Source organism: Geobacillus thermocatenulatus (genome assembly GCF_002217655.1).
Classification (GTDB): domain Bacteria; phylum Bacillota; class Bacilli; order Bacillales; family Anoxybacillaceae; genus Geobacillus; species Geobacillus thermocatenulatus.
Genome location: NZ_NEWK01000001.1, coordinates 1,601,442 through 1,618,439, shown reverse-complemented (window position 1 = coordinate 1,618,439; position 16,998 = coordinate 1,601,442). Strand labels below are relative to the sequence as shown.

The window sequence follows — 16,998 nt, the reverse complement described above, 5'->3', positions numbered from 1 at the left end:
TCCCCACTATTGAATCGCTCCTTGCATAAGCCCTTTGCGCAATTGCTTCTGTCCGGCAAACAACAGCAACAAAGTCGGAAGCATCGCGATAACCGCCGCTGCCATGACGACGCCCCAGCTGCTGGCGATCTCTTGCGTCTGCAGCTGCTTGAGCCCGATCTGCACGGTGCGGACGCGATCATCGTTTGTAACGAGCAGCGGCCATAAATACATATTCCAAGCGTCCAAAAAGCTGTAAACAGCCAGTGTCACCAAACTCGTTTTTGAAAGCGGCAACACGACGCGGCAAAAAAAGCGGAAATTCCCGATGCCGGACAACTGCGCCTCCTCATACAGCTCGTGCGGAATTTGCTTAAACTGCTGCCGCAATAAAAAGATGCCAAACGCCATGGCCCAAAACGGCACGATGAGCCCTACGTAACGGTTTGTCCAGCCAAGCGCTTGGATTGTCAAAAAGTTTGGGATCACAGTCGCTTCCCATGGAACGAGCATGGTGGCAATGCAAATGTAAAACCACCGATCCCGACCCGGAAAGCGGAGAAACACAAAAGCGAAAGCGGCGAGACTTGACACGATGAGGCGCCCCAATGTAATCATGAAAGCCACAAAAAAGCTGTTCCATAAATATCTCCCAAGCGGCGCCTGTTGAAACGCTGCCTCATAATTGACCAATGTCCAATTCTCAGGCCATAGGCGTCCTGACAAAATAGCGGCTCCATCCATCAAACTCATCAGAAGAGCATAAGCCACTGGAAACAAGATGACAACCGAGCATAGGCATAACAACACATAGTGAGCCGTTGCCCGCGCTGTTCTCATTGGTAATGCACCTTCCTCTCGGCAAACCGAAACTGCAAAAACGTGACGAGGGCGATGATGAGAAAAAGGACAATGGCTTGTGCGCTCGCGGAACCAAACTGATAGTTGACGAACGCTTCCCGGTAAATTGCGTAAACGAACACATTCGTGGCCTCCACCGGCCCGCCTTTCGTTAAAAAGTCAATTTGTCCGAACGTCTGCAGCGCTTGAATAAGCGAGACCGTCGTGACAAAAAACAACGTCGGCGACAACAACGGCACAGTCACTGTCCACAGCTGCCGCCAATAGCTCATTCCAGTGATGCGTGCGCTTTCGTACAAGGATGGATCGATGTTTTGCAGGCCGGCTAGCAACAATAAAAAGGTCAGCCCGATATTCATCCAGATCGTCGCCGCCGCCACGGCATACAATGCTGTGTCTGGATCAAGAAGCCATGAAACAGGACTCCCGCCGATCGCAGACAACAACCGATTGATGATCCCGATTGCCGGATTGTACATAAACATCCAAATCACCGAAGCGACTCCCACGCTCATCCCCATCGTAGAAGCAAAAATCGTCCGAAAGATCCCCATTCCTTTTCGTCTTTCATGAACGAGCAACGCTAAACCGAACGAAATGACGACCGTTGTCGGAACAGTGAGCACCGCAAACAGAATCGTCGCCTTCAAACTATGCCAAAACGATGCATCTTGAAGCAGGGCAACAAAATGCGCCAAACCCGCAAATTCCGTCGGCTGCCCTTGATAATCGGTGTGAAACACGCTTAAATACATCGTCCTCCCCAACGGGTAAAAGAGAAACACACCAAACAGCAGGAGCGAAGGAACAAGATACACCATCCCTTCCAGCCACGATTTCATTGCAGCCTGCCGCGCCGTCCGCTTCGTTCGGACCGACCATGGCGTTGGAGGGGAAAATGGTGAAATGCGCTCATTCATTGGCGAATTCGCACCTCCTCCCGCTTGATGGACGGCGTCCCGATCCGCTTTCCACGCTCATCGAAAAAAAGAAGAGCCTGCTCATCAAACGCCAACGGCACCACTTCTCCCAAACGGATACGCCATTGTCCGTTCCATCGTGCCGTCCAATAAAGATTTTTCGCCAACTCAAACGTCACCAATGTTTCATTGCCAAGCCACTCGATATGGCTGACTTTGACAGCCATAGATTCTCCTCCTAATTCCGCCGGCTCAATATGTTCCGGCCGTAATCCGACGATCACCCGTTCAGCCTTCGGCAAAGAACGGCGCATGAGGCGGATGGGCCGTTCGTTTTGCAATAAGAGGGAATGGTCCAGCACATGCGCTTCCGCCAAATTCATCGGCGGTGTTCCAATAAATGAAGCGACAAACGTGTTATCTGGGCTATTGTATACATCAAGCGGACTGCCGATTTGTTGCGGACGGCCGTCATGCAAAATCATCATCCGGTCAGCCATGGTCATCGCTTCCGTCTGATCGTGCGTGACATAAATAACGGTCATGCCGAGCTGACGCTGCAAACGGCGAAGCTCGCTCCTCATTTTTGCCCGCAGTTTGGCATCTAAATTGGAGAGCGGCTCATCCATTAGACAAAGCGGGGTTTGTGCGACGATCGCCCGTCCTAAGGCGACGCGCTGACGCTGCCCCCCTGACAATTCCCGCGGCTTCCTATGCAATACATCGGTCAGCCCGAGCAGTTCCGCTGCTTCCATGCAACGTTTCACTTGTTCTTCTTTCGGGATCTTTTGCGCCTGCAAGGCAATCCGCATATTTTGCTCCACCGTTAAATGCGGATATAGCGCGTAGTTTTGAAAGACCATCGATAACCGGCGGGCATGAGGAGGCCAATCATTCGCCACTTGCCCGTCGATCAACACATATCCTGACGTCAGCGGCTCAAGGCCAGCGATCAGCCGCAAAATTGTGCTTTTGCCGCATCCCGATGGGCCGACAAGAACAAAAAATTCTCCTGATTCAATCGCGGCATTCACATTCTCGACCGCGCTCTTTTTCCCACCATACGATTTCGTCACCTCGACCAGCTCAAGAAACGCCATCCGCTTCTCTCCCCCTTTCCTCTTGTCTATTCCATCGTAATCCATTTTTGTAAACACCATCTGAACTTATTTTTTGATTTATGTAAATATTTTTTGAATAAAAAAAAGACGCCCTGCCAATGCAGAGCATCCTATCACAAGTTTACAACCTTTTTGATCATCTGTTTTCTCTGTTGATACAAAAGTCAGCGCGATATTAACGAACGCCCTTCATCAGCCGCTGAATGCTCGGCGCGAGCGAAAACAAGATGACGCTTAACACAATCGCCGCCCCGCCGATCGTGCCGAAATAGGCCGTTTCGTTTTCCGGCGTATAGAAGCGCACAAGCTGGGCGTTGATCGCTTGCGCGGCGGCGTTCGATAGAAACCAGAGGCTCATCGTTTGCGCCGAGAAGGCCGCAGGCGCAAGTTTCGTCGTCGCTGACAGGCCGACCGGCGACAGACAAAGCTCGCCAAGCACGACGATGAAGTAGCTCAACACGAGCCAAATCGGATGGACAAGCCCTCCGTCGCTCAAATGACCCGGAACGAGGATGACGATGAACGACAGGCCGGCGAACAACAAGCCGAGCGCGAATTTTTGCGGGATCGTCGGCTGCCGTTTGCCGAGCTTCACCCACATCCAGGCGAACACCGGCGCTAAGAGGATGATAAACAGCGGGTTCAGCGATTGGAACCAAGCCGGTGAAAGGTGAATGCCGGCGACATCCAACTGTGTCCGCTTGTCCGCATAGTTTGCCAAAATGGTCGACCCTTGTTCTTGAATGGCCCAAAACATCGCTGAAGCGACGAACAACGGAATGTAAGCGATCACGCGCGACCGCTCTTCAGCCGTTGTTTTCGGGCTGCGGTACATGACGACAAAATAGATGATTGGGATGATGATTCCTAAGATGCCGACAAGGGAAATAAACGTTTCCACAGTGAACCAACCGTTCGGAATCAAGATGGCTAGCAGCACGGCCATCACGACCGCTCCTGCAACCATGATCGAAATCGCTTTCTTCTTTTCCGCTGGCGTCAATGGATTCGGCACATACGTACCGGCCAACCCCAAATTTTTCTTTCTTGTCGCCACAAATACGACAAGCCCGAGAAACATCCCGACGGCCGCAAGCCCGAAGCCGAGGTGGAAGTTATACTTCATCCCTGCGGTGCCGACAACAAGCGGAGCTAAAAAGGCGCCGAGGTTAATGCCCATGTAAAAAATGCTGAATCCGGCGTCGCGGCGGTCATCGCCAGGCTTGTACATATCGCCGACAATGCTCGAAACGTTCGGTTTTAACAACCCAGTTCCCAAGACAATGAGCGCCATGGACACAAACAGCGCCGCCACCCCGCCTGGAATCGCCAAGGCGATATGGCCGGCCATAATGAGAAGGCCGCCGTAAAAGACCGCGCGCGACGTGCCAAACACCCGGTCAGCAAGCCAACCGCCAATGATTCCGGACATGTACACCAGCGCCCCATAAATCGACATAATCGCGAGCGCCAGATGCTCATCAAGCCCGAGCCCGCCTTTCGATACTTCATAATACATGTAATACACTAAAATGGCGCGCATGCCGTAATACGAAAAGCGTTCCCAAAATTCCGTGAAAAAGAGCGTAAACAACCCTTTCGGATGGCCGAAAAAGCCGCGCTGGGGAACGCTGGCAGCGATTTGTTGCTTGTCAATGGATGACATAACCACTACCTACCTCCCTCTAGAAATGTTGATCTATCAAGGCTTTTCGGCCTCTCAGGGGTGTCCAAAAAATATTTTTCGACAAAATCCCTTACATCCTTTTTCAGTTTTGTGGATATCTTACAGACCTAGGGTGCGTCATGGGACATGAACCTCCTTGTGGGTAGTTGGTAGCACATCTATTCTAACCAAGGAGTCCGGTTCATGTCTCCTTTTTTGTTTGATTGTCAATTTATGTTAGCGAATTTGCTCATCTACAGTATATAATTAATAAGGGACAAGACATAACAAGTATTGCAAAAGAAATTATTGATATGAGAGAACCAGTAACAGATTCAAGCGGAATGGTTATTGGATGGATTAAATATTATGAAATACCACTAGATAAAGTAGAAAGTGGACAATTTACTGTATCTGCAAGAGACTATTATCCACCTAATAATACTTTTTACGATAATCTTTATATAAATGTAGAGTAAAAGCAGAGGAGGAGGAGGATTATGAATATCAATAAAGCTGCATTTGCCGCTTATACACAATTAACTTTAGGAGCTAAGTTTAGAAATCATATTCGAAACGGTGAGCCCTTTGGAGGGAGAGAAGGCCAAAATAAATCTATGGATTTCATAGAGTTTCAAAAAGCGCTTGAAGAGGATAAAGTTGTTAACAAAAATTTATCTAGAGAAACTTCAAAATACCATAAACAAATACTTGAAGACAAATTGAAGTACGGTACAAATGTCTTTTTCTCAACAGAGATAGCTGAAATTGTCAATAAAGCGTTTAAGCTAGGACTAGTTGGAAACGATGAATATCTAATTTCAAAATATGAAGAAAGGGTGTAATACAACAAAATATCATAGAAGGTTCAGCTTGTCGGCTTTGTCGACAAACTGAACCCCTCTCGAATGAGAGGGCTTTTTTGCATTAAAAACAAAAAAATCCCTGCCGAGTGGCAGAGAATTTTTTGTTTGTACGCCCGGCATGGGTGCGATGCTATAGGGTGAAAGTCCCGAACGGGGGCTGGCGAGCGCCTACCGTTAGCTGAAGGCAAGGGTGTCCACCGCGAGGTGGAATCTGAAGGAAGCTGGAGGCAAACACTCGACCTGAGGCACCCGAGTTCGACAGTCACTAGGCAAACAAAATGCCTCTCGCCCTTGATGCAAAAGGGACGAGAGACATTTGGGCACACTTCGGGCGTGTATCTAGGCGCGAGGATGGATGCCTAGGATCTTCGGAGGAGGCTCCAGCCCTAGAGCCGTAAAGAGTTGCGCTTGTTTGCTCACATTTCGCATCCAGACCATCCCAAGATAAAGGATTTTTTATTTACTTTTCAAAAATAATTTCCGGCCCAACACGATAAGCGATGGCAATCCTTTTTTTACCATCGCTCGTCGTTCCTTATCGCGTTTAGACGTAAATCCCTTCGTCCATCCCGAGTCCCTGCAGGATCCTTCGCTGTTCGTACGTCAGTGGTTTACCCAATGATCGCTGCTGTTGCCCATCAGGCAGCTCCAGTACCACCACTTTGACGTACGCAAACAACTGGAAGATCGCCTGGCCGGTCGGACGAGTCAGTTTGCGCCCCCCAGCGCCCTTTAATGGACGCTCAGGAGTAACGAACTGGCGAACCCGCCGTTGAAAGATGCGGTAAATGGCCAACGCGAGAAGAAACAGATAGCCGAGTACTGCCACGCGTTCCGGCTTTTTCACATCAATTTCATCCGTAAAGAATGGATCTTTTAAGAAAGAGAAATTCATTTCCACCGAAATTTGTCCTTTGTACAGCGCCAAGATTTCTTTTCCGTCCATGAGCCGGCCGTTCCATTCCGTCGGCACCGTGGTGACGAGGACGAAACGGGAGGCTCTTCGCCGGGCCTTTTCCCATGCCTCTTGATCGAATCCCGCGTCTAGACGGATCGTGTAAAGCGTTTCTGTCTCCGGCTCGACACCTTTTTTCGGGCGTCCACGGCGTTTTTTCGGACGAACCGTTTCTTCGATGACGGCTTGAACCCGATGAAACTCCAAACGCAGGGACTTCTGGAAAGAGGACAAGGCCTTTTCAGCATCCTCCCGGCAGGAAAACGGATGGCGGGACCAGCGTTCTTGTTCGTTTTGAAGAAGCTCCGCTTCTTTCATCCGTTTCTTTTGGAAGGTGCGTTCTTTTCGTTGGTCTAAGGCCTCCGATTCGACGACGATCAAACGAACCGGGTCACCGTGATAAGAGGCGGAAGTCTCCCACACCCGGTAAGACGTCCCTTTCTTTTCGGCCAAGGAGAAGGGCTCGCTCCAGACAGCCTGATCGGAGTCGGCCTGGGCCAGCGCTTCCTTCACCATTCGGAGCGAATTCGGCCCCCGTGTAATCACCAACGCCTGGGCGGCCTTGGCCTCGCGCAGGGTATCGGCCGTCATCGCGGCGGAATCCGCAACATACACCCACTCCCCCTCGATCTTCGCTCGCTGGAGTTGTTCATGAACGCGGGAAAGAACCGATGGATTCCATGTTTTATCGGACAAGTTGCCATCATGCACATCGGCGTAGAGGGGGAGCCCCTCTTCATTGCCGACCAGTCCGAATTGGATTTGTTTCTCGGTAGAGCGGCCATCCCGACTGTAGCCGTAGGTAATGTTCAATGTCTTCGAAGAGGCGGATTCATACGCCCCGTAAAGAGAAAAGCTGGTCGTATCCGCATGGAACACCCGAAGAGGGATGCGTTCTTTTTGGTAAATTTGAAGCAAGCACTCCGACACAATGGAATGGATCCCCGCATCATAGAGGCGATCCAAATGGCGGGCTATCGCATCATCGTTGAACTGCGAAGGCTGAACGCCTTCACGAATCAACTTCGGGAGATCCATTTCATGCGCCCACCCTTCCAGATGAACCAGAGCTTGCCGGCCGCTAAAAATATCCAGCAACAACAGGAGGACGATATCGCTCGGCCGGGTTTGGCATTGGGGATCGACCGGAACCATCCGGTCAATCAGCTGATGGAGGCCGAGCTGTTTGGTGATGGCACTGATTATATGAAGATAAGAACTTTCATAAATCGCCTGAATCCGAATGGTCATGATGCCGAAACTCCTTTGCTTTCTCGGTGTATCAAGGATTTATTCGGCATCCCCCTCAAAAAATCCTCCCGATTCTGCTCGGGAGGTTGCGAAATGTGAGATAAATCGCCTGAATCCGAATGGTCATGATGCCGAAACTCCTTTGCTTTCTCGGTGTATCAAGGATTTATTCGGCATCCCCCTCAAAAAATCCTCCCGATTCTGCTCGGGAGGTTGCGAAATGTGAGTTATAACATTTAAAATTACTTATTTTCTTAGATAATTGTCCTTGATTCATTTTGTTTCCCTCCATTTCAAAAATGTGTTTTAGGAGATTAGACAAGACAACCAATGCAAAAGTCATCTTGCCACTCCCTATGTAAACAGAAGTAAGTACGATGAAACAAAAGGGAGAGTTATTTAGTTTTCAAGGAACAATACAAAACAAAAGGGCTGAACTACTCGACGAGGTGCATGCTATAGGTCCATACCACCAAAAGGGTATACTCCCCCCTTGGTGAAACTACTAAGTAAACTAAACAGACCTAAGTAAACATGCACCTCTGAGTAATTCAGCCCTATTCTTGTATGCTGAATTTACTACAAAGGAAAATAATCCAAAATAGCAAAAACCAAAAATACTAAAACAAAACATTAAAATATATAAAATTCAAAATCCAGTTATAAAATAACATAAGAACTAGAATATGTCAATAGTTAATTTTCTTTTTTCTAAGACTAGTGCAAAAAAATAATAAAATAGCAAAAAACAATTGAAAAAATTGATCCTTAGTAACCTTTATCCTTCCTTTGCACCCTCCCCAATACCTTTACCAGCTTTTTTCGTAAGGAATAGGGAGAAGCTAAATCCTATTCCCTATTTACTCTATTTTTTCTCGGAACGCAGCTCGCTTATTATATTCTCCCAAATTTCATCTTCTTCTCTCTTGAATTCCTTGCTCGCATTTTCCATTGCTTGATTGTCTGCATTCACAAGTTCTACAATCTCGCTATTATCTTGCCAATGTTCCAAAAAATTTTGAACCAATTCCATATTGGAGTAGTCTTTTAACCATTCTCTTTCATCAGAAAAGTTTCTAATGAGTCGACCAATTTCATTCAAGTACAAAGCGATTACCTTGTCTTCGATAAAGAAATCTCCTGCTTTACGAGCAAAGTCTGTTCCGTTGGTATTACGAATTAGCGTCTTGACCGCTTTCACATGCAAATCTAAACCACCAAAATGTGCTAACTGTTGATCATCTACACCTTCACATGTGATTATAATTTTATTTCCCTTATCATCTACGTCATGAACTCCAAAATAGCTTTTCTCCATACGATTTCCTCCTGTATTATTAATCCGAATAGTTTTTTACATGGATATTTTTAACTATCGCCATCAAGATAGTGGAAATGTTCATGATAAAGATTGCCCATTCCACTACATATTTCCCTATTGTTAGTAATCACCCCAAAAAAATCATCGATTGGAATCCTGAACAACTGATAATTATGATTTTTCGGTAGTGATTCCAACTTATTGAGTGCTTTTTCTTGTGATGAATAAGCAGCGATAGGAAAGAAATTCGGAAAATCTCTGTCGTGATCTACGATGAAGATCATCCAAATAGTGTTCATGCCTTACCTCCTAATGCCGCAACCTAAGTATGGTGGCATTATCTAGCCCCTTCGCTCAATAAAAAGGATATCTGATGTAAAACTCCACACATTTCCAAAGTCATATTGCCCATGTCCCCTTTGATCCTTTTTCTTCTTCAAGTTCTTCTTCAAGAGAACAGGTACAGAATTTTTCGAATGAACAATTATTGCATACTACTGATGTTAGTCTAAAAATTGAATAGATGTTTCACTTCCTACAGAAAAAGGTTATAATGTTAAAAAAGGTGAGTGAAAAAATGTTGATAAATGACATAAAACAACTTGATGATGCATTTCCAGACGGTGTGTACGCTGTTCCACGTTCTTCAAAAGAACCAAAAGTGAAAGTCCGAGCATTATATGACTACTGTAAACAAAAAAGAGTTATCCCCCAGGAACTCAGTGAAAAAGAAATGGAGAGATTTCTTGAACGATGAATGGAATAACTCAAGAGGGCTTCATAATGAAGCTCTTTTTTGTTCACCTTTGACTTCGTGTGGTTATTCTGGTTGATCAAAATTCAACGTAAAAATAAGTGATAAAAAAAGATCTTAACCTCCCCATAACGGAGAGGTTTTTGTTTTGCCTTATCGTTATGGGGATAACTGCACAATAAGACTTTATATTTAAGAATTCTATTTAACATGTTTGTAAATAAATATTTCTTGTCTTTTAACATTGATTTAATCTAGGAAATTCTTTCCCATTAACAAACAAATAATATTTTCGTACCGCATTTTGATAAGCGTTATGGCATTGCTTATCATTGAGCTTCTCTTGAATTTGAAGCAACAAATTGTACATAGCTTCATCATTTTTTACAACATCGTCTAAATTGATGTTGAACTCTCTTTCCACCTTAAGAGCTTTTGCCACTCTTGAATTAACAGCTTTCACTTTGCTTTTAATATTACTGTCGTTAATTAAGAAATTTCTAAACTCTGCTTCTCTCATCCTCAACCCCTCCATCTTTCTTTTTAGAAAATAATACCATAGAAAATGGTAGCCTGATTTAGCAAATTACTGCTTAAACATTTCTTCTAACCACTATAGTGGTTAAACATTTCTTTTAATCGCTATGGATTAAGCTCTATTGCATTTTTTTCTCTTTTCCGCAATATTTATCAATACCATATAACATCACGCACTTCCCAACAATATTCATCAAAAATCAACATTTAACAGACAACCACGCCAAAACAAATTGGTACATCGACGAATGAAATAACAGTAAAAGTTATCCGTAGTTATGTTAGAGCCTAAAGAAAAGGGTATATAATAAGATAAAGATGAACAATCTGAAGGAAAGGAGGCATTTAGAATGGATGAAGTAATGGGAAAAGAACATGTAGTATCTTTCGCAGACTTCCTTCATGAGTTGCAAAAAGAATGGGAATTTCATCTAAACGGAGGAACGAGTTATCGTCAAAAAACGGCAGAGCTTTCGTTAGAAGTGGCTCGTAAAGTCGGGAGCGTTGTTCCACTTTTGGAATCAGAGGTTGCCAAACAAACCGTTTCTCGTTTACTCCCTGATCTTGACCGTCATCGGGTAGAAGATGTGGCGAAGATGCTACATGTCATTGCAAAAGAACTCCATCTGAATGCCACACTTTCGGATGAAGTCAAAGCTTATGTACAACAAAAACGACAACATCGAAAACCCTTGTCTTTCGTGAAAAAATAAAAGAGCTGGCTCTTTTTTGTTGAAGGTTCTCTCTATTATCATCGCTTACCAATGACACGTTTTTTACACCTAAATCCTTTATAAACTGCCCGAGGGAGAAAGAACAAACAGAATATATTAGCTCCGCTCAACTTTGGCTATAAAATATTCTTCAGTTCCCTTTATTTCTTTCCACTTTATTTTGTACTCATTCTTTAGGTCATACGTAATATCCTTCTTGCCAGCAGTCTTTTGGAATGTTCCTTTTAACAGCTTTTCCTTTCTAAAAAGACGATATATCTCACATTTCGCACCCTCCCGACGAAAATCGGGAGGATTTTTTCATCCCGATGTCGAATAGGTCCTTGGTACACAAGGAAAGCAAAGGAGTTTCCACACCATGGACGTTCGAATTCATGCTATTTATCCGAGCGCCATGACCCCTAACAGCGACCCGATAAAAACGACCAACGCCATTTACCGCTCACCTCCAGCGGCGCCTTGCGTTCGCCCGTGCGCCCATTCTGCCGCTTCGTGCTCGACGGGAGCGGCCGTCATGATTTCTTCTTCCGATTCTTTCATTCTCGTCAGCTCCTCAATCGCCCCGGGGCGAAACAGCGCCTGATACAAATGGCACAAAATGATGAGGCCCATCCCGATGCTCACGACAAGCCCGGTTCCGTAGATGAACGCCATCGGCAGCCCGGTGGCCGGGGCTTTGCTTTCCAAGCCGCTCATCGTCATCTTCCAGCTTCCATCCAAAAGCAAATAGAGAACATACAGCACGATCGCATTGCTGATGACAAACACGACGCGCTTGGCGCCGGTCGGCAGCTTCCGCACCAATGTATCGACGCCTAGATGGTCATGGTCTTTCAAAGCACCGACCGCGCCTAAAAACGACATCCAAATGAACAGAAAGCGCGACATTTCTTCCGACCACGTGATGCCGGAGTTAAATGCATAGCGGAGCACGACGTTGCCGAATACAAGAATGGACATAAACGCGAGACAGAACGCCATTAAGGCGTTCAGCGCCTTCTCCAGAACGGCTCCGATCCTTTTCATCGCTGTCCCCTCCAAGTCTGCAAGAATGGAAGAACTCTTAAGGGGTGGACTCCCCTTAAGAGCCGGCTTTGCCATTCGGTTATTTTCCTGCGTTAACCAATTCGTTCACGAGATCTTGGCCGAATTTCGGCGCGTATTTTTGATAGATGGGCTGCACTTTTTCGACAAATTTTTGCTTCTCCTCCGGAGAGAGTTCGGTAATGACCATGCCTTGCTGTTTCAAATAGTCGAACATTTTCTCATCTTCTTCTTGGTTGAGCTTGCGCTGATAGTCTCTCGCTTCTTCCGCGGCTTTTTTGATGATGTCTTTTTCCTTGTCCGTCAACGTGTCCCAAAACTTTTTGCTGATGAGCAACGGACTTGCGTTGTAGACGTGGCCGGTTTTCGTCAAATATTTTTGCACTTCGTAAAACTTATTGATCGCCACATTCCCGACCGGGTTTTCTTGGCCGTCGACCACGTGCTGCTCTAAAGCGGTGAACAACTCCGTGAATGCCATCGGCACCGGTGTGGCGCCCAACTCTTTCCACAAATCAATATGAAGATCGTTTTCCAACGTGCGAATTTTCAACCCTTTAATGTCGTCGACGCTTTTGACTTCCCGCTTATTGTTCGTCAAATGGCGGAAGCCGTTTTCCCAATAGTTCAAGCCGATCACGCCGACAGACGGCAAATCGTTGAGCAAGTCTTGACCGATTTTCCCATCCAGCACTTTGTAAGCGGTTTCTCGATCTTTGAATAAAAACGGCAAATCTAGCACCCCGATGCGTGGAGCGAATGAAGCGATCGGACCGGTCGACATCGTCGATCCTTGAATCGTACCCATCTTCAGCGCTTCAAACACGGCCACGTCTCCCCCGAGCTGTCCATCCGGATACACTTCCACTTTGATCGAGCCGTTTGTTTCTTTTTCCACAATTTCCGCAAATTTGTACAATCCTTTCGTCAGCGAACGATCCTTCGATGTCGCAACGGCCATTTTCATTACTTTCGGTTCGGTTTTCTTCGCCGCGCCGCCCCCTTGCGGCTCGGATTTCGATGAGCACCCCGCAAGCACTAACAGGCAGGCAAACAACAACACCAACATCTTTTTCATTCCGTTTTCCCCCTTCTTTCCTCCATAGTGCAATAATTGATGCAGCCGAACGGATCAACCGGCTGGCATCGTGTTGTATGTTGAACCCGCATTCCCGTTTGGCCGCACGCCATTCTGTTCTCTCGCGACAACGTCCGGTCATGCGGGAAACAACCAAATGAGCAAGCCATTTCTTTCTAACAACGGAATTAATATATAAAATTTTCCGATAATTAAGAATATCTGTATGGCAGCCTCCCGTATCGGAAGCGCTGCCATATTTCTCTGTTGACTAGTCACGCCGATCGATCGCTTTGCGTTGCAATATGACGGGCAAAATAGTCTTTGGCCGACTGCAGGCAGCGGCGCGCATGTTCTTCGTAGCCGAGCTCCTTGACACGCTTGATGTTCGGCAGCTCAATCGAACATGGAACTTCTGGAATGCGGCGGACAATGCCGGCAATATCAATCCCGCCTTCGCCGACATACAGCCGCTCTTCGCGGAGAATTCTTGTCATCTCTTCTTTTGACGCCGGAATTTCACCCGGCGCGTCGCAAAGATGGAGAAAATGGAACCACTCCCGCGGCACGGCCTCCAACGCTTCCGGCGAATCGCCGGCGCGGTGGAAATGGTGCAAATCAATCATAACGCCAGCATTGTCTTTCTTTACCGTCTTTAACACATCGATGACCCCAGCCAAATTCGTCACTGCCGCAATCGGCACATACTCCAAATCGACTGTCAATCCGTATGGTTTCGCCAGTTCGCACAGCTCGGCAAACCGCTCGATGTAAGCGCTGCGGTCGGTCGTCCAAACGCTGCTTAAGACGTGGCGGCCGCCGAGCTCAGCCGCCACTTCCAAAGCGGGTTCATACCGTTTGGGATCCGTATCGGCATCAATGCGGGCCAGTTCGATGTCGAGCAGCTTGACGCCGGTGTCCCGCAGCGCCGCTTTCGTCTCCCGCAACAGCTGCGGATTTTCCGCCAACGCATAGTTCGGCTCGCCCGGAAGCCCCATGTAGATGATCCGGAAACTGACGTAATCATACCCTGTCCGGGCAGCGATGCGCGCCATCTCCGGCGGCGGGCAGCCGAGCACCGTCAAATGGGCCAAGGAAAACGTTCTCGCCATGTCCTGTCTCCCCTCCCGATCTTAAACTCCCCTTACCTTTCCACCGCAACATGGTGAACGCGTTTGCCCGGGGAATAGATGTCCATAATATTCCAGTGTCCGGACGTCGGCGTCGGAACGTTGATCATTTCCACATCGATGACAAACGGTTTGTTCGCTTGAATGGCCCGTTCGAGCGTTGGTTTAAACTCCTCCGCCGAGCGGATTTTCACCCCTTCTACTCCGTAGGCCCGGGCAATGGCCGCATAATCTGGCGAATATGGCTTGCCGTCCTTTTGGAACACCGTCCCGTGCGTCGTGCCAAAATGCGCTTTCTCGAGCCCGGCGATCGTGCCAAAAGCGTAGTTGTTCATGATGACCCACACAACGGCGATGTTTTCCTCGGCGGCGGTCGCCAGCACCGCCGGGTTTTGGCCGAATCCGCCATCGCCGACGAGCGACACGACGACGCGGTTCGGGCAGGCGATTTTCGCCCCGAGCGCGGCCGGAGCGCCAAAGCCCATCGTCGCATAGCCGCCCGGCGTCAAAATCGTCCCTGCGCCATACGCGGGAAACTGTTGGCCGACCCCGTTTTTGTTCCAGCCGACATCGGTCGTGATGATCGCATCTTTCGGCAGCACTTCCCGCACTTCATGCAAAATGCGTTCCGGACGCATTGGATAGCTGTCATCGTGAATATGCTGTGCGTTTTGTTGCCGGAATTCCTCTTTATAATGCGCAATCCGTTCTTTCAGCGCCTCGTCTGTCCGCCCTTGCGGCACGGTTTGTTTCGCCACACGGTTCAACACGGTCAGCGCCTGCTTGACGTCAGCGACGACGCCGAGTTCCGTCGGGTAGTTGCGCCCGATTTCATTCGGATCGATATCAATATGAATGAGCTTCGTTTCCGGAATGTTGAACGTGTACTCCGGCTCCCACGAACTGCAATCGGCTTCGGAAAATCTCGTTCCCAACGCCAAAATGACATCGGCGCTGCGGCACATGTCATTGACAAATTTCGTCCCCCAGAATCCGCTCATCCCAAGCACCAGCGGATGATCATCCGGCAACGCCCCTTTTCCCATCAGCGTGTGCGCAACAGGGAGGTCGAAATGTTCGACAAACGTTTTCAATTCTTCCGCTGCATCCGCCAGCATAATCCCGCCGCCGACGTACACAAGCGGACGTTCCGCCTGCATCAGCTTCTCAATGATCCGTTTCGCCGTTTCATCGTCAATCGACGGCTTGTGCAACGTTTTCGTATGCCGCTTTTGCTTTTCAAACAGCGCTACATCCACTTCTTTGGAGAAAATGTCCATCGGCACAGAGACAAGCACCGGCCCTGGGCGACCGCTCTCCGCCAGCTGGAATGCTTTTTCTAAAATCTCTGGGAACAAGTCCGGCCGATCAACTCGCCATGCCCGCTTCACAAACGGACGATAAATTTCATACTGCGACGCATCGGCGTGCAAGTTGATCTCTTGATGCGGATGCTTTCCATAATAATGGCTCGGCACATCGCCGGCGATGACGACCATCGGAATGGAGTCGAGCGCCGCATTGGCGACGCCTGTCGCCGCGTTCGTCAGCCCCGGACCAACGTGGCAGAGAACGACAGCCGTTTCCTTTTTCGCCCGCGCATAGCCGTCAGCCATATGCGCGGCGATTTGTTCGTGGCGGACGTTGACGAACTTGATCGAGCTATGCTCAAGCGCTGCCAACACCGCAATGTTCGTATGGCCGCAAAGCCCAAAAATATGCGTGACGCCGCGGTCTTCTAAATACCGCACGAGTTGTTCAGCCACTTGTTTTTTCATTGTTCTTCCCCCTCTCGAAAGCTTAGCACGACTTTGCCCGCATTGCCGGATGACGCCAATTCATACGCCTGCTCATAGTCGCAGACGGGGAAAATGCGGGAAATGACCCGTTCAATCGGATGCGGCATTGTCCGCAAATAATGAATGGCCTGCAAATAATCATCCGGAAAACGGTAAATGATCGAGCCATGTACGGTTACTTCATTGCGGACGAGACGTACCACTGGGAACGTCGCTTCGTTCGCTAATCCAATCAAGATAAGATGGCCGCCTGGGGCGACAAGCTCGACCGCCTGCTCCACTGCCTCACGCGTTCCTGCCGCCTCGATCACGACATCGAACGTTTCCCCCGACAGTGCAGCGGGCGCAAGCGTACGGATGTCGGCCATCGCTTTCACCGTCTCAAGCTTCAACGGATTCACATCGACCGCCGTCACGTCCGCTCCGAAATGGCGGGCGAGGACGGCCGCCATCATCCCTTCATTTCCGCAGCCGATGACCGCTACGCGCATGGTGGGTTCGATCCGCGCTTTGCTCAAGGCATGCACGACAACGGCGAACGGTTCGACGAGCACCGCTTTTTCATCGGAAAGGTCATCCGGAACAGGAAGCACGTACTTGGACGAGATGACGAATTCATGCGAAAACCCGCCGTCCGTGTTGATGCCAAGCGATTGTTTATGCCGGCAGATGTTCGTCAACCCTTTTTGGCACAAGTCGCACGCGCCGCAATACGTGTTCGGCAGCACAACGACCCGTGTCCCGATGTCGTAGGCGGCTTGTTCGCCCTTTTCGACAATGACGCCGACTAACTCATGCCCGGCGCGAACGGGATAGTTCGCGTGCGGAAGTTTTCCTTTCAACACCCCGAGATCCGAACCGCAAATGCCTCCATAGACGAGTTTGATTTTCACCTCATCCCCCTCAGGGGAACGGACGGCATCGAGGCGCCGCAGTTCTAATTCATTCGGCTTTGCCACATAAAGCGCTAACATGTTGCCAC

The 16,998-nt window shown here is 48.5% G+C and carries 17 protein-coding genes; 4 read left to right on the top strand and 13 right to left on the bottom strand.

Annotated features, from left to right (window positions below):
• Window positions 1–6: 6 nt before the first annotated feature.
• The 4 genes from B9L19_RS08290 to B9L19_RS08275 form a co-directional block, all read right to left on the bottom strand.
• Window positions 7–819 (bottom strand): carbohydrate ABC transporter permease, encoded by an 813-nt coding sequence (locus B9L19_RS08290; RefSeq protein ID WP_047752969.1) that lies wholly within the window; start codon window positions 817–819, stop codon window positions 7–9.
• Window positions 816–1,760 (bottom strand): carbohydrate ABC transporter permease, encoded by a 945-nt coding sequence (locus tag B9L19_RS08285; protein WP_025950481.1) that lies wholly within the window; start codon window positions 1,758–1,760, stop codon window positions 816–818. Before B9L19_RS08285 ends, B9L19_RS08290 begins: the two co-directional genes overlap by 4 nt.
• Window positions 1,757–2,860, bottom strand: coding sequence for an ABC transporter ATP-binding protein (locus B9L19_RS08280; RefSeq protein ID WP_047752968.1), 1,104 nt, complete (start codon window positions 2,858–2,860; stop codon window positions 1,757–1,759). Before B9L19_RS08280 ends, B9L19_RS08285 begins: the two co-directional genes overlap by 4 nt.
• A gap of 196 nt (window positions 2,861–3,056) precedes the next feature.
• A complete protein-coding gene (locus tag B9L19_RS08275) occupies window positions 3,057–4,547 on the bottom strand; it encodes a peptide MFS transporter (RefSeq protein WP_047752967.1) in 1,491 nt (496 codons plus the stop codon).
• A gap of 314 nt (window positions 4,548–4,861) precedes the next feature.
• Here B9L19_RS08275 and B9L19_RS18650 point away from each other — a divergent pair, with 314 nt between their 5' ends.
• Entirely contained in the window at window positions 4,862–5,026 is a 165-nt protein-coding gene (locus tag B9L19_RS18650) for a DUF4879 domain-containing protein (protein ID WP_128733418.1), read from the top strand.
• Window positions 5,027–5,047: 21 nt separating this feature from the next.
• Window positions 5,048–5,392, top strand: a complete 345-nt coding sequence (locus B9L19_RS08265) for a hypothetical protein (RefSeq protein WP_025948783.1) — start codon at window positions 5,048–5,050, stop codon at window positions 5,390–5,392.
• A 565-nt stretch (window positions 5,393–5,957) separates the two neighbouring features.
• Here the strand turns inward: B9L19_RS08265 and B9L19_RS08260 are convergent.
• From B9L19_RS08260 to B9L19_RS08250, 3 genes are all read right to left on the bottom strand, one after another.
• A complete protein-coding gene (locus B9L19_RS08260; protein ID WP_025950783.1) occupies window positions 5,958–7,619 on the bottom strand; it encodes an IS1634 family transposase in 1,662 nt (553 codons plus the stop codon).
• Between the two features lie 865 nt (window positions 7,620–8,484).
• The gene (locus tag B9L19_RS08255; RefSeq protein ID WP_047752604.1) at window positions 8,485–8,937 is read right to left on the bottom strand and encodes a hypothetical protein; all 453 of its coding nucleotides are present in this window, start codon (window positions 8,935–8,937) and stop codon (window positions 8,485–8,487) included.
• A 50-nt stretch (window positions 8,938–8,987) separates the two neighbouring features.
• Window positions 8,988–9,239 carry a hypothetical protein gene (locus tag B9L19_RS08250; protein WP_047752603.1) on the bottom strand — a complete coding sequence of 84 codons (252 nt, stop codon included), beginning with the start codon at window positions 9,237–9,239 and terminating at the stop codon, window positions 8,988–8,990.
• 254 nt (window positions 9,240–9,493) lie between these two features.
• On the opposite strand from B9L19_RS08250, the gene B9L19_RS08245 reads away from it, so the two are divergent.
• The gene (locus B9L19_RS08245; RefSeq protein WP_241771950.1) at window positions 9,494–9,697 is read left to right on the top strand and encodes a hypothetical protein; all 204 of its coding nucleotides are present in this window, start codon (window positions 9,494–9,496) and stop codon (window positions 9,695–9,697) included.
• A 235-nt stretch (window positions 9,698–9,932) separates the two neighbouring features.
• Here B9L19_RS08245 and B9L19_RS08240 read toward each other — a convergent pair whose 3' ends face one another.
• The gene (locus tag B9L19_RS08240) at window positions 9,933–10,214 is read right to left on the bottom strand and encodes a hypothetical protein (RefSeq protein WP_033027894.1); all 282 of its coding nucleotides are present in this window, start codon (window positions 10,212–10,214) and stop codon (window positions 9,933–9,935) included.
• A gap of 367 nt (window positions 10,215–10,581) precedes the next feature.
• On the opposite strand from B9L19_RS08240, the gene B9L19_RS08235 reads away from it, so the two are divergent.
• Window positions 10,582–10,944 (top strand): hypothetical protein, encoded by a 363-nt coding sequence (locus B9L19_RS08235; protein ID WP_047752600.1) that lies wholly within the window; start codon window positions 10,582–10,584, stop codon window positions 10,942–10,944.
• 456 nt (window positions 10,945–11,400) lie between these two features.
• Here B9L19_RS08235 and B9L19_RS08230 read toward each other — a convergent pair whose 3' ends face one another.
• From B9L19_RS08230 to B9L19_RS08210, 5 genes are all read right to left on the bottom strand, one after another.
• Complete coding sequence (locus B9L19_RS08230; RefSeq protein ID WP_047752946.1) at window positions 11,401–11,991, bottom strand: TRAP transporter small permease; 591 nt, start codon at window positions 11,989–11,991, stop codon at window positions 11,401–11,403.
• A gap of 79 nt (window positions 11,992–12,070) precedes the next feature.
• The gene (locus tag B9L19_RS08225; RefSeq protein WP_047752945.1) at window positions 12,071–13,087 is read right to left on the bottom strand and encodes a TRAP transporter substrate-binding protein; all 1,017 of its coding nucleotides are present in this window, start codon (window positions 13,085–13,087) and stop codon (window positions 12,071–12,073) included.
• Between the two features lie 275 nt (window positions 13,088–13,362).
• Window positions 13,363–14,199, bottom strand: a complete 837-nt coding sequence (locus tag B9L19_RS08220; protein WP_047752944.1) for a sugar phosphate isomerase/epimerase family protein — start codon at window positions 14,197–14,199, stop codon at window positions 13,363–13,365.
• A gap of 32 nt (window positions 14,200–14,231) precedes the next feature.
• Window positions 14,232–15,995: a thiamine pyrophosphate-binding protein gene (locus tag B9L19_RS08215; RefSeq protein ID WP_025950521.1), complete on the bottom strand. Its 1,764-nt coding sequence runs from the start codon at window positions 15,993–15,995 to the stop codon at window positions 14,232–14,234.
• Window positions 15,992–16,990: a zinc-dependent alcohol dehydrogenase gene (locus B9L19_RS08210; RefSeq protein WP_025950522.1), complete on the bottom strand. Its 999-nt coding sequence runs from the start codon at window positions 16,988–16,990 to the stop codon at window positions 15,992–15,994. The genes B9L19_RS08215 and B9L19_RS08210 overlap by 4 nt, the downstream gene beginning before the upstream one ends.
• Window positions 16,991–16,998 lie beyond the last annotated feature (8 nt).

Excerpts from the sequence above, each read along its gene's own strand:
- B9L19_RS08290 (WP_047752969.1), bottom strand. The coding sequence starts at position 819 with ATGAGAACAGCGCGGGCAACGGCTCACTATGTGTTGTTATGCCTATGC.
- B9L19_RS08285 (WP_025950481.1), bottom strand. The coding sequence starts at position 1,760 with ATGAATGAGCGCATTTCACCATTTTCCCCTCCAACGCCATGGTCGGTC.
- B9L19_RS08280 (WP_047752968.1), bottom strand. The coding sequence starts at position 2,860 with ATGGCGTTTCTTGAGCTGGTCGAGGTGACGAAATCGTATGGTGGGAAA.
- B9L19_RS08275 (WP_047752967.1), bottom strand. The coding sequence starts at position 4,547 with ATGTCATCCATTGACAAGCAACAAATCGCTGCCAGCGTTCCCCAGCGC.
- B9L19_RS18650 (WP_128733418.1), top strand. The coding sequence starts at position 4,862 with ATGAGAGAACCAGTAACAGATTCAAGCGGAATGGTTATTGGATGGATT.
- B9L19_RS08265 (WP_025948783.1), top strand. The coding sequence starts at position 5,048 with ATGAATATCAATAAAGCTGCATTTGCCGCTTATACACAATTAACTTTA.
- B9L19_RS08260 (WP_025950783.1), bottom strand. The coding sequence starts at position 7,619 with ATGACCATTCGGATTCAGGCGATTTATGAAAGTTCTTATCTTCATATA.
- B9L19_RS08255 (WP_047752604.1), bottom strand. The coding sequence starts at position 8,937 with ATGGAGAAAAGCTATTTTGGAGTTCATGACGTAGATGATAAGGGAAAT.
- B9L19_RS08250 (WP_047752603.1), bottom strand. The coding sequence starts at position 9,239 with ATGAACACTATTTGGATGATCTTCATCGTAGATCACGACAGAGATTTT.
- B9L19_RS08245 (WP_241771950.1), top strand. The coding sequence starts at position 9,494 with ATGTTAAAAAAGGTGAGTGAAAAAATGTTGATAAATGACATAAAACAA.
- B9L19_RS08240 (WP_033027894.1), bottom strand. The coding sequence starts at position 10,214 with ATGAGAGAAGCAGAGTTTAGAAATTTCTTAATTAACGACAGTAATATT.
- B9L19_RS08235 (WP_047752600.1), top strand. The coding sequence starts at position 10,582 with ATGGATGAAGTAATGGGAAAAGAACATGTAGTATCTTTCGCAGACTTC.
- B9L19_RS08230 (WP_047752946.1), bottom strand. The coding sequence starts at position 11,991 with ATGAAAAGGATCGGAGCCGTTCTGGAGAAGGCGCTGAACGCCTTAATG.
- B9L19_RS08225 (WP_047752945.1), bottom strand. The coding sequence starts at position 13,087 with ATGAAAAAGATGTTGGTGTTGTTGTTTGCCTGCCTGTTAGTGCTTGCG.
- B9L19_RS08220 (WP_047752944.1), bottom strand. The coding sequence starts at position 14,199 with ATGGCGAGAACGTTTTCCTTGGCCCATTTGACGGTGCTCGGCTGCCCG.
- B9L19_RS08215 (WP_025950521.1), bottom strand. The coding sequence starts at position 15,995 with ATGAAAAAACAAGTGGCTGAACAACTCGTGCGGTATTTAGAAGACCGC.
- B9L19_RS08210 (WP_025950522.1), bottom strand. The coding sequence starts at position 16,990 with ATGTTAGCGCTTTATGTGGCAAAGCCGAATGAATTAGAACTGCGGCGC.